Raw genomic sequence first — 15,163 nt, 5'->3', positions numbered from 1 at the left:
CAAAAAAATGGATATTGATACATTTATAACAGATGCAAACTTAACGGCTCGAAGACTAAGATCAGGAAGAGGATTATGATAGAATTATTTAACCCAATTGTGGTTTTATTAATACTTGCAGGTCTTTATATGGCCTGGAACATAGGTGCCAATGACCTTGCTAATGCCATGGGAACGTCTGTTGGAAGTGGAGCGCTCTCGATCAAGCAGGTCATCATCGTAGCAGCTGTCTTTGAGTTTGTCGGAGCGGTTTTCTTTGGAAAGAAGGTCACATCCACCATTGCAAAAGGAATTGTGCCTATTGATGCCATAAAGGCAATCGACCCAAACCTTGTGGCGATAGGGATGCTTGCAGCAATTCTCGCCGCAGGATTCTGGATCACATTTGCTACATTTTATAACCTACCAGTATCGACAACACATTCGATCGTAGGAGCAGTCCTTGGTTTTGGAATTGTTGCCGTATACCAGGACATTATTTTACTCTCAGACATCAACTGGGCCGTGCTTACAAAGATCGTGGGCAGCTGGCTGGTCTCCCCTATACTGGGAGCCGTATTTGCATATCTGATATTCTCTGTAATCCGGGTAACGCTATTGCAAAAAGCGGAGAACCCATATCACATCGAGAAGAAGTTCGTATTCCTGCAGATCGGAACTGCCTGTTACATTGCATTCGCACATGGTTCTAACGATGTTGCAAATGCTGTGGGACCACTTTACGCAGGCCTTAATGCACTTAACTTTGCAGAAGCAACGGTACCGATATGGGTACTTATTGTCGGTGGTATCGGAATGGTGGTCGGACTTGCAACATGGGGATACCGTGTGATCGAGACCATTGGTACAAAGATAACCGAACTTACCCCTACAAGGGGATTCTCTGCAGAATTTGCAACTGCATCCGTTGTCGTTATTCACAGCTACAGTTCCCTGCCGATCTCCACCACCCATACCCTTGTGGGTTCAGTAATAGGTGTTGGACTTGCAGGAGGTCTTGCTGCTGTTGATCTTAGTGTTATAGGAAAGATAGTGATGTCATGGATCATCACAGTGCCTATTGCAGCATTTACATCGGCACTTGTCTTCGTGGCATTATTGGGGGTTGGATTATGAAGAAAATGGAATACATACGTTCTGTACTTGACGTATTTGCAAGATCGCCTTTCAAACCACTGTACCTGCATGCATCCAAGGGAGTGGAGACCGTAAAGATACTGGACCAGGCAGTCAATGCATACTGCACTAACATGCCACTTGTGGAAGAGCTAAGCCATCAGATAGACGGTATCGAACATGAGGCTGACATCATTAAACAGACCATCCGGGCACAGCTGTCATCCTCGATCATGCTGCCTGTAAAAGCAGAGGACCTGCTCAATTTCCTTAAACCACAGGATTCCATTGCAAATGTGGCACAGGAAGCTGCTTATATGTTAACATTGAGACCCTGCGATATGCCGGATTCAATAAAGACAAACCTCTGTGAGCTATCAGCACTTACACTTGAGACAGTCGAGACATACGAGAAGCTGGTGGATTCATTAAGCGAGATCCTTGAGACGTCCTTCAGTAAACGTGAGGTCGACGAGTCTCTGGTGCTGGTACCTACTATTGAAGAAATGGAGCACAAAGTAGACCTCATAGAGAAGGACCTGCTCAAAGAGATATATTCACATGAAGAAGAGCTGGGTGCTGTGGGAGTATTCCACCTTGTAGAACTTGTGCGCACCATTGCGGATATCGCAGACAAGGCGGAGTATGCAGCCGACAGGATAAGGACAATGATCCTCAGACGGTGATCAGTGAAGATTACCGTCCTCGTTCAATACTTTTAACAATTCAATGACGGAATAAGCAGCCCGGGTCACACCCATACTGCGCCTGTCAGTGTCTGTTCCTGCAATGTACAGGTTCTTGACAGGGGAACGGATGTCAGCAAACTTACCATCGATGGTCACTGCTGCCTTTTCGGGTACAAGTACCTGGTCGTGGTTCATTTCCACGCGATCCTGAATAGAAGGAATGGCACTGTAGATGGTCTCATAAGCATTCTTTATTCCTTTTTTTACATCCTCATTCTCATCAAGGAAGAAAGCAAATCCAACAAGTTGTTTGTCCTTGGGAGCAAGAGACGCATCATAATTGCTGATGGGCATGGCCCAATATGGTGTGTCCTTGAACCAGATCTCAGAGCCCATGTAATTGAACTCATCCATGGTCCTGTCAAGACCCAGCCAGACAGTAAGGCTTTTGCTATGCACGACCCCATCCAGAAGTTCCAGATATGATGACGGCAGGTCATCCATAAGGGATGGCAAAGATGATGCAAAGCCTGTGTATACCACAAGGTCACTTTCATATATCGCGTCTGCTTCGACACCATATGCTTTCCCGTCCTTTGTAAGTATGCGTTCTACCTTGCACCCGGTCTTGATCTCCACAGATGAAGGCAGCGAATAAAGGATGGCATTCAGCAGTGATTTTAAACCCTTACGAGGATAGCCCTGGGAGATATGGACCTTGTTCTTGGCAAGCCTTCCGAGACTGGAAACATTGGTAATTCTTGAATGAAGAGATGTGTGCAAATTCGAAGGCAGCACTGACTGGAGGATCGACTCCGGGCGTGGCACCTTCTCTTCTTTTATGAATTCCTCGAACTGCTCCTGTGTTACACTGTCCCTGACAAAACTGCTGCCTGCAAGTACCCTCTGGGTAGAGGTTTCATGCATGGAGCGACCTGAAAGGAAATAGGAGATCGCATCTGCAAATTCATAGGTCTCCTTTGAGAGGTTCGCCGGCAGGGAGTCATGAACAGACTGTTTTGAGAGGTCGACACCGAACGAGGAAAGAGTCAGGGCCTTTGTGATGGACTGGGTGATAGCAAGGCGATCAAGTCTGGGGAACACATCAAAGGTCACGAAGTCACGGATGGTAGATGGGACCTTAAGGAAACGCTCCTCGGTCCTCACATAGTAATGACCATAGTTCTCAAAGACCGGCTGGTAATCAAAATAATTATCCATCAGACGCCTGAGCGGTCCTTCTGCAAGATGGGTGATAGCATGAGGACCGGTGTCCACCTGATAGCCATCTACCATATAGCTGTTGCAGTTTCCCCCCACATCATGCATCTTTTCAAGTACGAGCACTTTCTTGCCGTGCTTGGATAATGTAAGTGCGGTCAGCAGCCCGCTTGCGCCGGCTCCGACCACGATGACATCATATTTTTCCATTTACTCCTCAGAAGATCTCAGGGACAAGACGGCGTGCAACCTCTTCATATGCTTTTGAGAGGTCACCCTTATCGAACCTGAATATATCCTTATCCATGGACTTTCCGGTCTCGACATCCCAGAACCTGCAGGTGTCACATGAGATCTCATCTGCAAGTACGATCTCGCCGTCCACTCTTCCGAACTCCAGCTTGAAGTCAGGAAGCAGGAAACCTTTGCTTTCGAAGTAGCTCTTGAGGATCTCATTGATCTTCAATGCCATGCTGCGTATGTAATCGATCTCTTCGCGAGTTGCAATACCCATTACAACTGCAATGTCGTCGTTGATCATCGGATCAGCGTACTCATCGCTCTTATAATCGAACACCAGTACCGGTTCCTTGAAAACAGTACCCTCTTCTATTGGATACTTGCGTGTGATGGAACCTGCTGCGATGTTCCTTGGGATTACTTCTATGAGCACGATCTCCACTTTCTTAACGAGCATCTCTGTGTCGGATACCATGCCAAGATAGTGTGTCTTGATGCCTTCTTCCTCAAGCATCTCGAAGATCTTCTTTGAGATCTGGGCGTTGTAATAACCTTTCTTTGCTGCCTCACTCTTCTTCTTACCGTCAAAAGCGGTGAGACTGTCCCTGAACTCTGCAATGAGCTCGGAGGGGTTGTCGGTCTTGTAAATGGTCTTAGCCTTGCCTGAGTAAAGTTCTTCCGTTTTCATGAAATTCATCTCCGGATTTTAACTGCTATATAGGAATGCTGAATATAAATACATGTGCTATGTGTACTTTTTAGGACAGAAACGCAACAAAAATAAGAAAAATGATGCATAATTTTATTACCTTTTATGTCAATTACACGCTTAGGTGAAAAAAATGGAACAGGAACTTATGAGAATAGGAGTGTCTCTTCCGGACAACCTTCTGACCAAATTTGACTCGATCATCGAACGCAGAGGGTATTCATCCCGCTCCGAGGGTATCAGGGATGCTATTCGTAATTACATAAACCAGCATGAATGGATGAGCGATATAAAAGGACGCCGTGTTGGTACCATCACTCTGATCTATGATCATACAAAAAGAGGCCTTTCCAACACTATCGCAGACATTCAGCATGATTATTCAGACCTCATTAAATCCTCCGTACATATCCACCTTGACCATGACAATTGCCTTGAAGTGGTAATATTCGATGGAGAAGGAGAGGAGATCAAGGAGATGGATGAGAGGCTCATGGCATTGAAAGGTGTCAAATACGTCAAACTCAATACAGCACCTCCGGCAGAAAAGATCTGAAGGTCTTTTCACTTTTTTACTCTTTTTTAATAAAGCAATAACCTGAGAGCAAAGTTCTCAAAAACAGAGGGGATGAGAGGGGACTGGATATAGCCCCCCCGATTTGGTCATAGAAATGACGAAATGAAAGAACGTTTTTCTCGTACGACAATACCACCAATAAAGTAGCATTGGTCGTACGTTAGCCCCACTACCTGACAATGATATATTAACTTAACGAATGGTTTTAGAAAGTTGTTAGCATTATAATTCGGACATATAACCTTTGTAAATAATAAAGGGGAGAAATAACAAAATCAGAAAACAGATATAGATCAGGTGGACCACCCATTGGCCCACCGATCGGACATACCCTATGCCGCCCATACCACCAAAGTCGCACCACCACGACCTTTTGTTTTTCAGAACGTACCACTTTAATCGTGAAATCCTAACATGTTCCTTAATATATAATAATCGAATGATAGCATATTAACTTTATGAATGAATTTGTACTGTGCGTATACTCATCATTATTATTCTTAAAAGGGACCCACATCTCCCAAATAATTATAAACAAAGCAACCGTGGTAGATGTTATGCAAAGAATCCTCATAACCGGAGGCCTGGGACAGGTCGGAAGCTATCTTGTTGATCGATTCCATGAAAACAATGAAGTTATTGTAGTGGACAATCAATCATCCACCACACGGGAAGACGTGCCTGAAAATGTGGAAGTGGTAAAGATCGACATCCAGGATGATGTTTCAGATCTTGTGAAGAATTCCGATATACTGATACACACTGCTGCCCAGATCAGCGTTGCAAGATCCATGCAGGAGCCTCTTTTTGATGCACAGAACAATGTAATGGGCACACTTAACCTGCTAGAGGCAGCAAGGGATGCAGATATTGAGAGGTTCGTTTATTTCAGTTCAGCTGCAGTATACGGAGACCCCATAGAAGTGCCGATCAATGAGGAACATCCGCAGGACCCCCTCTCCCCATATGGCGCCAGCAAGCTGGCAGGTGAGAAATACTGCCTCATGTACAACAGGGCATACGGATTACCCACTGTATGCATACGACCATTCAATATATACAGTCCCAGACAGGACCCTTCCAATCCTTACTCCGGTGTGATCTCAAAGTTCATGGAGAGAGTGCGAAACAGCCAGGACCCGATCGCTTTCGGTGACGGGGAGCAGACAAGGGACTTTATCTCAGTGCATGATATTGTTGACATGGTGGAACTTGTCGTTGACAAAGAAGAAGCTGTTGGAGAAGTGTTCAATGCAGCAACCGGCAAGAGTACCACGATCAATGAACTTGCGAGCATCATTATCGAACTCTTTGGAAAGGATGTTGAGATCGAGCACAAAGAACCACTGGCAGGAGACATCAGGCACAGTGTTGCGGATATTTCAAAGGCAGAGGAACTTGGTTTTGTACCAAAGGTGGGACTTAAGCAGGGGCTTGAAGAGTTCCTTAAGATATGATAAGAGGCTGACCACGGGCATATGTACCAAAGGTCTTTTTATTTCCATGTTGCTGGCATACCAATATCTATGCCCGGATGTTCCGGAATGCAAAAACAGGGCATGGAACCATATATTATTTATGTATTGGACAGGATAAAATAGTAAAACAATTAAGGATGAGACCAATGGAAGAACTACAGATCAAAGTAGAAAAAGCACATCCGATAGATTTCGGGCGTGGAATCATAAGGCTTGATCCGAGCACTTTACTCAGCTTGCAGCTTTCGCCAGGGGATATCGTTGAGATAGAAGGCAAGAAATCAACGGCTGCAAAGGTCTGGCGTGCAGACAGACAGGACTGGGGACAGGGAATTGGTCGCATCGACGGGTTCACCCGGCAGAACGCCGGCGTGGGCATAGGGGAAAGGGCCGTTATTAAAAGGGCAGAGGTCACCCCTGCGGAGAAGGTCGTGCTTGCACCTCCCGAAGGAATTAACATGGAATTCGGGACCAACATCCAGGCCATTATCAAACATAATATTCTGAAACATCCCTTTGTTGCCGGAGATGTCATCCCTATCACAAGTTCGATGACACAGCCAACACCGGGCAATCAGGCAATACCTCTTGTTGCTATCGAGACAACGCCTGAAGAAGGAATACTGATCATTACTGAAAATACGGAGATCGAACTGCGCCAGAAACCGGCAAAGGGTTATGAGGACGCTGCCCGCGGGATCGCCTATGAGGATATCGGCGGACTTGGTGATGAGATCCAGAGGGTACGCGAGATGATCGAACTGCCTCTGAAGCACCATGAGATCTTCCAGCGTCTTAATATCGAACCTCCAAAGGGAGTCATACTGCACGGCCCGCCAGGTACCGGAAAGACGCTGATTGCAAAAGCTGTTGCCGGTGAATCAAGGGCGAACTTCCTCTATATAGCAGGACCCGAGATCATGGGAAGGTTCTACGGAGAAAGCGAGGAACGCCTGAGAAAGATATTCGAGGAAGCTGCAGAGAATGCGCCTTCAATTATATTCATAGATGAGATCGACTCCATCGCACCAAAGCGTGAGAACGTGACCGGGGAAGTGGAGCGCAGGGTCGTTGCCCAGCTGCTGACACTTATGGACGGGATGGAAGAGAGGGGACAGGTCGTAGTTATCGGTGCCACCAACCGTGTGGATTCCATTGATCCCGCACTGCGCAGACCCGGAAGGTTCGACAGGGAGATAGAGATCGGCGTGCCGGACAGTGATGACCGTCTGGAGATATTGCAGATCCATACCAGGGGAATGCCACTTTCAGAGGATGTTGACCTTGATTACCTGGCAGACCACACCCAAGGGTTCGTGGGTGCAGACCTTCTTGCAGTGGTACAGGAGGCTTCCATGCGATCCCTGAGAAGGATACTCCCGGAGATCAACCTTGAGGAAGAAAAGATACCCGATGAGGTGCTGGAGAAACTGATAGTCCGGACAGAGGACTTTGAGGGTGCCCTGACAGAGGTAGAGCCTTCCGCAATGCGAGAGGTGCTGGTAGAGGTGCCTTCTGTTAAATGGGACGATGTCGGAGGTCTTGATGAGGCAAAGCAGGAGATAGTGGAGGCTGTGGAGTGGCCTATCAAACACCCTGACAGGATAATGGAGATGGGTATCAAGGCACCAAAAGGGATTCTTCTCTATGGGCCGCCGGGAACCGGAAAGACACTTCTCGCACAGGCTGTGGCGAACGAGTCCAATGCGAACTTCATCAGTATCAAGGGACCACAGATGATCTCCAAGTTTGTGGGAGAGTCCGAGAAGGCTATCCGGGAAACTTTCAAGAAGGCAAGGCAGGTCTCACCATGTATCATTTTCTTCGATGAGATAGACTCCATTGCATCTACCCGTCTGGCTGACAGCGAGACAGGAAGAGCGTCCCAGCAGGTGGTCAACCAACTGCTGACCGAACTGGACGGACTGGAAGCCCTGAAAGAGGTAGTGGTCATTGCTGCCACCAACAGACCGGACATGCTCGATCCTGCACTGATGCGTTCAGGAAGGTTCGACAGGCTGGTGCTTGTGGGCAATTCCACCATGGAAGGTAGGGAGAGCATATTCAGGATACACGCACGCAACATCCCGCTGGACGGCGAGGTTAGCATTTCGGAGCTTGCAGCTATGACAGAGGGATATGTGGGTGCGGATATCGAGTCCGTGTGCAGGGAAGCCGTGATGCTTGCACTGCGTGAGGACTTCGAAGCAAAGCTTGTGAAGAACCGCCATTTCCTTGCAGCCATGGAAAAGGTCAAGCCTACCATCACAGAGGATATGACCATGTTCTACAACAAGATCCAGGAAAAACTCAAGGGTGGTACACACCAGCAAGAAACAAGTTCTTATATGGGATATATGTAAATAATCTGTAAATTACTTAGGGAGACGAAAGATGGCAAAAGTGTTTGCAAAGAACCTGTCCAACAAACAGGTAATGGCTACTGACGGAACTGAGCTTGGCATATTGGACAACATTATTATGAATGGAAAGACCGGAGAACTGGAAGACCTTATCATAAAGCCTGATATCGGTCTTGACACTTCCAAGTACCAGAAGGACGGTCAGTATCTCATTGTGCCTTTTGAAGCGGTAAGCGCGATCAAGGACTATATCGTGGTGGACAAGGTCCTCGCAAAGGGACTGCCATACGATCGTCAGTAAGATCCTTTCTTTTTTATTTTATTCAAGAAGGTCATTGGAAAGAGCATATTCGATGGCCTCCAGCGCACCCTCGCCAAATGAGGCTTTCGTTATCATGGATGCCGCCTGCCTGGCCTCATCATCAGCATTGCCAACAGCTATGCCAAGGCCTGCCTCGCGCATCATTTCAGCATCGTTGCAGGAATCCCCTATAGCCAGGAAATCAGAGGCCTGAATGCCCATCAATTCGGCCACGGTGTGAAGCCCTGTACCCTTGTTTATTTTCCCATCCTTGATATGAACGGCATAGCCCGTGTCGATGATCTCCACATCCATACCGTTGTCCTCAACGATCCTGCGAAGCTGCGATACGTCCATGCCCCTGCGCAGTACGACCTCGGTCTTGCGGTATGCCGCATCGAGCTTTTCAAGATCAAAATACCGGGAGAGAAGTTCATACGCCCCTTCACATTCCTCCATGCCATCGGCTATGATGGAAGGACTGTCAAAACCGGTGGAGACGACCCCACCGTTCTCTGCGATCACCATTCCGCTGATACCGATGAGCCTGGCTACAGCGTGGACGTAACAGAGAGGATTACCTGTGGACAGGATCACCGGAACCCTGAGCTCACGGAATTTCTTCGCGACCCGAAGATCCAGGGTCCTGTCACTATTGGTTATAGTTCCGTCAATATCAACGACAAGGGCTTTGAAGACCATGCATTCAGATATGACGGAAGGTTTCTTAAAGTTTCTTATGCGTCACTAAGTCCGTCCGTGGTGATGGACATGATAGCCTCACCATCCGGAAGGTTGGGTGAGTCTATCAGTTTGACGATCCTCTTGTCGCCCTTGGACTTCCTGATGTACAGCCTGAAGGTGGCCGTGTGACCCAGGATGTGACCGCCGATGGGCTTGGTAGGGTCCCCGAAGAATGCATCCGGCTTGGACATGACCTGATTGGTAACGACCACGCAGGAGTTGAAAAGATCACCGAAGCGCTGGATGTCGTGAAGATGCTTGTTAAGCTTCTGCTGCCTGTCGGCAAGCGTACCCCTGCCAATATACTCTGCCCTGAAGTGGGCCGTGAGGGAGTCAACGATCAACAGACGGACAGGCATCTCGGTGTCCTTGAGCTCGTTGGCAAGCTCGGAAGCTGAGTCCACAAGAAGTATCTGGTGATTGGAATTGTAAGCACGTGCCACGTGGATGTTCTTGAGGAACTCCTCAGGATCATACTCCACACCATGTTTCTCGGAGATCCCCTTGACCATCTGTGTGATCCTCTCGGGCCTGAAGGTGTTCTCGGTATCGATGATGACCACCGAACCGCCCAATCCACCCTGCTCCGGAGGCAGCTGCACGTTCACAGCCAGCTGATGGGCGACCTGTGTCTTACCACAGCCGAACTCGCCGTACATCTCTGTGATGGACTGGCTCTCAATGCCACCGCCCATCATCTCGTTGAACTCCTCACACCCGGTGGAGAGCTTGCCCACAAGTTTCCTGCGCTCAAGCACAAGGTCCCCGGTCTCGAACCCGCCGATGTCCGCAGCCTGCCTGGCAGCGTTGATGATCTTGGCCGCAGTGGACTCTCCTATCTCCGCACTGTTGGCAAGTTCTGCAGGGGATGCCACAGCGATAGCCTCGACCGTAGTAAAACCGGCGTCCTTAAGTTTCTGCGCCGTCGCCGGCCCTACGTGATCAAGATCTTCCAATAAAACTTCACTCATTTTGATAGCTCCTTATGGTGCACAGTTTTTCTCGTAGCGTGCACATTCGTTCTTCTTTATCTCCGCGGAGTATTTAAGGATGAGCTAAGCAGTGTGAAAGTATTGCTTTATCGCTAATTTGTCGGGACTAACCAACCAGTTATGAATTTCTTGTTTATCACGCTTTTACTATCATGAAAATAACATATGGATCAGGATTGGTCTTGTAGATGGATGTAGAAAGTTATTGTAAAACGTTGAAGTTAATGTGACAGAGAGATCTACGAATATCAGTTAATATTATCATATAAATAGTTATTAAACAATAACGAAAGGTATATAAATAAATATTCCGATCATAACACATGGACAAAAACAAGCTCCGACAGGTTATCATTGACCAGCAGCTTTTGTTTAACAAAGCAGATGGGCTTGTTGATCGGGATATAAAAATAGAGCAATACCTGAAAGGAAATGAAATAATCATAATCTCAGGCATCAGAAGATGCGGGAAAAGTTCCCTTCTAAAACTTATTTCACAAAAATTAGACGGAGAAAAGGTATACATCAACTTTGATGACATCAGGCTTGTGGACTTCAATGTCGATAATTTTTCCGATATTGCTGATATCCTCACAGAGCTTTATGAAGACACTTCCGATATCATCTACTTCCTCGATGAGATACAGAATGTACCTCATTGGGAACGCTGGCTGAACAACCTCTACGGGCAGGGAGCAAAAGTATTTGTAACAGGCTCAAATTCCCACCTCCTAAGCTCCGAAATATCAACATATCTAACCGGTAGAAACAAGGTGATAAGGCTATTTCCGTTCTCATTTAGAGAATATCTGAGACTGGAAAGCGAAGACAAGACAGTTCCCTCGTATCAGAAACTTCCACTTTTGCCAAGCGGAGAAAAAGCATTGCTTTACAGACATTTCCTCCAATACTTCGAGAAAGGTGGATTCCCACTTGTTCTCATAAACGACGATCTTGAGCTTTCTGCTAACTATTTTGAGGATATATTGAACAAAGATATACTCAACAGGTATAGGATCAAAGAGCAAAAATCTCTGAAAGATCTCATCCTCTTCCTTTTCTCAAACGTCGGGAACGTATATTCCTACTCCACACTCAAAACCGTAAGCGGAATAAAAAGCCTGAGCACCATCAAGAACTATGTGGACTATTTCCAGAACGTTTTCCTGCTATACCAGGTGCAGAGATTTGATTATTCATTAAAGAAGCAAGCAGTTTCTTCCTCAAAGATCTATTCCATAGACAACAGTTTTCTTAAAACGGTTGCTTTCAATTTCTCAGAGAACAAAGGTTCAAGGCTTGAAAATCTTGTATTCATCCACCTTAAACGAATGGAAAAGGATGTCTATTACCATTCAGACAAAAAGGAATGTGATTTTGTAATAAAAGACCGGCTGGCAATAAGTGAAACCATACAGGTCAGCCTTGAGCTGACAGACCCGGTCACAAGAAAAAGAGAGATAAATGGCCTGATGGAAGCAATGAAACAATACAAACTCAATAAAGGACTTATACTGACCCTTGAGGAAGAAGAGGATCTAACTGTAGAGGGTCTATCAATAAAAGTAAAACCTGTCTGGAAATGGTTACTGGAAAACTGAAAGCACAGACCAGTCACCCCATATTTCCAGAGGCTGTCAAATTTGGGCTGACCCCCCCCATCCATTACAGTAAGACCCATCCAACACAAAGACTTATGTCACACAAACCCCATTTCAGAAAACAATGGGAAGAACAGCGTTAGGAGGAACTTTCGAATACCTCCACGACGGACACAGGCAACTGATAAGAAAAGCCTTCGAGATAGCCGGAGACGACATGTTGGACATCGGCCTCACATCCAACGGCATGGCCGGAGAAAAGAACCGCGACATCCCCAACTACCCCACCCGCAAGAAGAACCTCACCGATTTCATCAAAGAGCTCGGCATCCCCGAGGACCGCTACCACATCCAGATGCTCACCGACCCCTACGGAACTACCCTGGAAGACGACTACGATGCAATCGTGGTATCCCCCGAAACCTACCCCGTGGCCCTGAAGATCAACGAACTAAGAAAGGCTTCCGGCAAGCAGGAGATAAAGATCATCAGGATAGAATACGTCATGGCCGATGATGATATACCTATTTCTTCCACAAGGATCGTACACGGGGAGATCGATGTACACGGGCGTTTGAAGGGGTCACAGCGTTAATTTGAATGATAATTTTTTGACATCCGATCAAAATACTGCTTTGATCAGGGAAAAACAATACTTACTCAACTGTTAACGGCGAAAACAGGTGCAGCATACTGTATATACACATACCAAAAACCAAACCAATTGACTTAAATATTTTCATACACATTGAGAGTTTTAGGTATGAATCAAGTAAACTTTACTTTATAATCCAATGGGAAAAAAGGTAAATGGGTGTAAAATTTGAAGTATGTTGAAAAGACCTGTCCAGTTTGTAAGAATAAGTTCGTGGTAGATAAGAAAGTGGCAGACAGGGAAATGTATTGTACTCTCAGATGTTGCTCCAAGGCTATGGGAGATAATCCTGTAATTAATGCCAAACCAGTTGAGATCACTAACTGATTTCACAAATAATAACGCCAATTTCACTTAAAAACGAGATTCAGGTGGAATTTTTTTGAAAATATTACGCGTTGCAGCCGACATATATCCTGCAGTAGTAGGAGGTGTAGGCATACATGTCCATGAAATGTCAAAGGAACAAGCCAGATTAGGACATGAAGTAAATGTGTACACCGCCAAAATCGATTCAGAGCCAGATCATGAATCAATATCAGGTTACAGCATTAATCGATTTAAACCTCTAATGAATCTCTTGGGCAATTCTATTATGCCAAATATGTTCTATTATCTGTTCAAGAATAGACACAACCATGACATAATCCATGCCCATTCACATCTTTATTTCTCAACCAATCTATGTGCACTTTTAAGAAAAATGAGATCATCCCCCCTTGTAATAACGAACCATGGATTAAATTCGCAGACGGCACCGGAATGGTTTCAAAATATCTACACAGCCACCGGTGCAAGGCTGACATTTTTAGCAGCTGATAAAATAATATGTTATACCGAAACAGGAAAGAATGAACTTATCGATTTGGGCATCAATTCCCACAAAATAAAAGTGATCCATAACGGAATCGATACAGACCATTTCGTTCCTGCAAAAAAATCATGCCTTGATAAAAAACGATTGCTATGGATTGGAAGATATGCAAATGGAAAAGGTGTTGACTTTCTAGTCGATGCATTCAGCATTCTGAAGTCAAACCATCCAGAAGCATCCCTCACAATGGTTGGCAGAGGTCCAGACAAAGACAGAATAGAGAATTCCGATAAACCTATCCAACAGAAGTAAAATTTATAACCCATTGTGATAATTTTATATTATGTCCTTAACGAACTTTGCCCTTAAAGAAGAGTACAAACGTCTTGAAAATCTCGGTGACAAGCTCTCTGAAATTGAATCTCTCATCGATTGGAAACCATTTCGTCCGATTATAGCAGAGATGTATGACAACAAAACAGAATTGGGTGGCAGACCGAACCTCGATGAAATAGTCATGCTCAAGATGTTAGTATTACAACGATGGCATGGCTTATCTGATCCTGAACTCAAAAGACAGGCAACTGATAGAATTTCCTTTAGAAAATTCTTAGGCTTTCCTGCAAAGATTCCTGATAGCACTACCGTATGGGGATTTCGGGAACGGATTTCTCAAACAGGAAAAAAGGATGAAATATGGAATGAATTGCAAAGGCAACTAGATAATAAAGGATTGGAAATCAAGAAAGGTATGATTCAGGATGCAACATTCATACATGCCGATCCAGGACATGCAAACCTTGACACTCCTCGTGGAAATGATGCAAAGACCAGAAGATGTAAGGATGGTACATGGACAAAAAAGGCATCGAAATCACATTTTGGATATAAACTACATACCATTGAAGATATTGATTATGATATGATAAGGAGATTTAAGACAACTACTGCCTCACTTCATGATAGTCAGGTGGATCTTTCTGAAGAAGGAGAGGTTGTTTACAGAGATAGAGGTTACTTTGGTGCAACTTCAAAAGGATATGATGCAACTATGCAAAGGGGAGTACGAGGACATCCTATTGGTATCAGAGATAAAATGAGAAACAAAAGGATCAGCAGTAAAAGATCAAAAGGAGAAAGACCCTATGCTGTTATCAAAAATGTGTTTACATCAGGATTTGTAAGAGTGACAACGTTGGCAAGAGTAAATGTCAAAATGCTAATTACAGCACTCAGTTATAATTTCTATCAATTGAGGACAATCAGAAGAAAATCTTTAGGATGAATAGCGATAGCGATTCAAAAAAGTTGGATAGCATATAAATGGATACTAGCAAACTGCTGTAAATAGAAAAAAATGCTCAAAAATTTAGCCGAACAAATTTGCTTTGAAAAAAATCAGCAGTTAATCGCAATTCTCGATAATATTTTTACAACCAATACATTTTCATTAAATAGAATTGTTGCGATTGAATCTGCAAACAAATAAATTATTGTGGCTATACCTATATTAGCAGATACTATTACAGACGTAAGTGAATAAAATATGTCTTGAATGTTTTTCTTTTCTTTCATCGATGGTAAAAAACGGACCATCGTAAGGCTGAGACCAGCATTCGCGACATTGGAAATAATCTCAATTGTAATTATAATTTGTACCCAA

The 15,163-nt window shown here is 45.1% G+C and carries 15 protein-coding genes; 11 read left to right on the top strand and 4 right to left on the bottom strand.

Annotation, left to right across the window (positions count from 1 at the left end):
- Positions 1 to 75: 75 nt before the first annotated feature.
- Entirely contained in the window at positions 76 to 1,116 is a 1,041-nt protein-coding gene (locus tag E7X56_RS01030) for an inorganic phosphate transporter (protein ID WP_135603981.1), read from the top strand.
- A complete protein-coding gene (locus E7X56_RS01025; protein ID WP_135603979.1) occupies positions 1,113 to 1,802 on the top strand; it encodes a TIGR00153 family protein in 690 nt (229 codons plus the stop codon). The genes E7X56_RS01030 and E7X56_RS01025 overlap by 4 nt, the downstream gene beginning before the upstream one ends.
- On the opposite strand, the gene E7X56_RS01020 is transcribed toward E7X56_RS01025, so the two are convergent.
- Positions 1,803 to 3,236: an NAD(P)/FAD-dependent oxidoreductase gene (locus E7X56_RS01020; RefSeq protein WP_135603977.1), complete on the bottom strand. Its 1,434-nt coding sequence runs from the start codon at positions 3,234 to 3,236 to the stop codon at positions 1,803 to 1,805. It abuts the gene before it with no gap.
- Between the two features lie 7 nt (positions 3,237 to 3,243).
- Positions 3,244 to 3,954 carry a phosphoribosylaminoimidazolesuccinocarboxamide synthase gene (gene purC / locus E7X56_RS01015; protein ID WP_135603975.1) on the bottom strand — a complete coding sequence of 237 codons (711 nt, stop codon included), beginning with the start codon at positions 3,952 to 3,954 and terminating at the stop codon, positions 3,244 to 3,246.
- A gap of 154 nt (positions 3,955 to 4,108) precedes the next feature.
- Here purC and nikR point away from each other — a divergent pair, with 154 nt between their 5' ends.
- The 4 genes from nikR to E7X56_RS00995 all read left to right on the top strand — a co-directional run bounded on the left by nikR (position 4,109) and on the right by E7X56_RS00995 (position 8,694).
- On the top strand, positions 4,109 to 4,531 hold the full coding sequence (gene nikR, locus E7X56_RS01010; RefSeq protein ID WP_135603973.1) for a nickel-responsive transcriptional regulator NikR: 423 nt from the start codon (positions 4,109 to 4,111) through the stop codon (positions 4,529 to 4,531).
- A 578-nt stretch (positions 4,532 to 5,109) separates the two neighbouring features.
- Positions 5,110 to 6,009 (top strand): NAD-dependent epimerase/dehydratase family protein, encoded by a 900-nt coding sequence (locus E7X56_RS01005; RefSeq protein ID WP_135603971.1) that lies wholly within the window; start codon positions 5,110 to 5,112, stop codon positions 6,007 to 6,009.
- A gap of 167 nt (positions 6,010 to 6,176) precedes the next feature.
- Entirely contained in the window at positions 6,177 to 8,393 is a 2,217-nt protein-coding gene (locus tag E7X56_RS01000; protein ID WP_135603969.1) for a CDC48 family AAA ATPase, read from the top strand.
- 31 nt (positions 8,394 to 8,424) lie between these two features.
- A complete protein-coding gene (locus E7X56_RS00995; RefSeq protein ID WP_135603966.1) occupies positions 8,425 to 8,694 on the top strand; it encodes a PRC-barrel domain-containing protein in 270 nt (89 codons plus the stop codon).
- Positions 8,695 to 8,712: 18 nt separating this feature from the next.
- Here E7X56_RS00995 and E7X56_RS00990 read toward each other — a convergent pair whose 3' ends face one another.
- Entirely contained in the window at positions 8,713 to 9,396 is a 684-nt protein-coding gene (locus E7X56_RS00990; RefSeq protein ID WP_135603964.1) for a phosphoglycolate phosphatase, read from the bottom strand.
- Positions 9,397 to 9,431: 35 nt separating this feature from the next.
- Positions 9,432 to 10,409 carry a DNA repair and recombination protein RadA gene (radA, locus tag E7X56_RS00985; RefSeq protein ID WP_135603962.1) on the bottom strand — a complete coding sequence of 326 codons (978 nt, stop codon included), beginning with the start codon at positions 10,407 to 10,409 and terminating at the stop codon, positions 9,432 to 9,434.
- Positions 10,410 to 10,753: 344 nt separating this feature from the next.
- Between radA and E7X56_RS00980 the strand changes: the two genes are divergently transcribed.
- The 5 genes from E7X56_RS00980 (at position 10,754) to E7X56_RS00965 (ending at position 14,785) form a co-directional block, all read left to right on the top strand.
- Complete coding sequence (locus E7X56_RS00980) at positions 10,754 to 12,031, top strand: ATP-binding protein (protein WP_135603960.1); 1,278 nt, start codon at positions 10,754 to 10,756, stop codon at positions 12,029 to 12,031.
- 124 nt (positions 12,032 to 12,155) lie between these two features.
- Positions 12,156 to 12,626, top strand: coding sequence for a phosphopantetheine adenylyltransferase (locus E7X56_RS00975; RefSeq protein WP_135603959.1), 471 nt, complete (start codon positions 12,156 to 12,158; stop codon positions 12,624 to 12,626).
- Between the two features lie 228 nt (positions 12,627 to 12,854).
- Positions 12,855 to 13,013, top strand: coding sequence for a hypothetical protein (locus tag E7X56_RS11665; protein WP_167879412.1), 159 nt, complete (start codon positions 12,855 to 12,857; stop codon positions 13,011 to 13,013).
- A gap of 55 nt (positions 13,014 to 13,068) precedes the next feature.
- Positions 13,069 to 13,812 (top strand): glycosyltransferase family 4 protein, encoded by a 744-nt coding sequence (locus tag E7X56_RS00970; protein ID WP_135603956.1) that lies wholly within the window; start codon positions 13,069 to 13,071, stop codon positions 13,810 to 13,812.
- 31 nt (positions 13,813 to 13,843) lie between these two features.
- Positions 13,844 to 14,785 (top strand): IS5 family transposase, encoded by a 942-nt coding sequence (locus E7X56_RS00965; RefSeq protein WP_135603954.1) that lies wholly within the window; start codon positions 13,844 to 13,846, stop codon positions 14,783 to 14,785.
- Positions 14,786 to 15,163 lie beyond the last annotated feature (378 nt).

It is taken from the genome of Methanococcoides sp. NM1 (assembly GCF_900774285.1).
GTDB classification, from domain to species: domain Archaea; phylum Halobacteriota; class Methanosarcinia; order Methanosarcinales; family Methanosarcinaceae; genus Methanococcoides; species Methanococcoides vulcani.
Note: the sequence above shows the minus strand (reverse complement) of the source record. Positions and strands in the feature narration are given on the sequence as shown.

Excerpts from the sequence above, each read along its gene's own strand:
- E7X56_RS01030 (WP_135603981.1), top strand. The coding sequence starts at position 76 with ATGATAGAATTATTTAACCCAATTGTGGTTTTATTAATACTTGCAGGT.
- E7X56_RS01025 (WP_135603979.1), top strand. The coding sequence starts at position 1,113 with ATGAAGAAAATGGAATACATACGTTCTGTACTTGACGTATTTGCAAGA.
- E7X56_RS01020 (WP_135603977.1), bottom strand. The coding sequence starts at position 3,236 with ATGGAAAAATATGATGTCATCGTGGTCGGAGCCGGCGCAAGCGGGCTG.
- purC (WP_135603975.1), bottom strand. The coding sequence starts at position 3,954 with ATGAAAACGGAAGAACTTTACTCAGGCAAGGCTAAGACCATTTACAAG.
- nikR (WP_135603973.1), top strand. The coding sequence starts at position 4,109 with ATGGAACAGGAACTTATGAGAATAGGAGTGTCTCTTCCGGACAACCTT.
- E7X56_RS01005 (WP_135603971.1), top strand. The coding sequence starts at position 5,110 with ATGCAAAGAATCCTCATAACCGGAGGCCTGGGACAGGTCGGAAGCTAT.
- E7X56_RS01000 (WP_135603969.1), top strand. The coding sequence starts at position 6,177 with ATGGAAGAACTACAGATCAAAGTAGAAAAAGCACATCCGATAGATTTC.
- E7X56_RS00995 (WP_135603966.1), top strand. The coding sequence starts at position 8,425 with ATGGCAAAAGTGTTTGCAAAGAACCTGTCCAACAAACAGGTAATGGCT.
- E7X56_RS00990 (WP_135603964.1), bottom strand. The coding sequence starts at position 9,396 with ATGGTCTTCAAAGCCCTTGTCGTTGATATTGACGGAACTATAACCAAT.
- radA (WP_135603962.1), bottom strand. The coding sequence starts at position 10,409 with ATGAGTGAAGTTTTATTGGAAGATCTTGATCACGTAGGGCCGGCGACG.
- E7X56_RS00980 (WP_135603960.1), top strand. The coding sequence starts at position 10,754 with ATGGACAAAAACAAGCTCCGACAGGTTATCATTGACCAGCAGCTTTTG.
- E7X56_RS00975 (WP_135603959.1), top strand. The coding sequence starts at position 12,156 with ATGGGAAGAACAGCGTTAGGAGGAACTTTCGAATACCTCCACGACGGA.
- E7X56_RS00965 (WP_135603954.1), top strand. The coding sequence starts at position 13,844 with ATGTCCTTAACGAACTTTGCCCTTAAAGAAGAGTACAAACGTCTTGAA.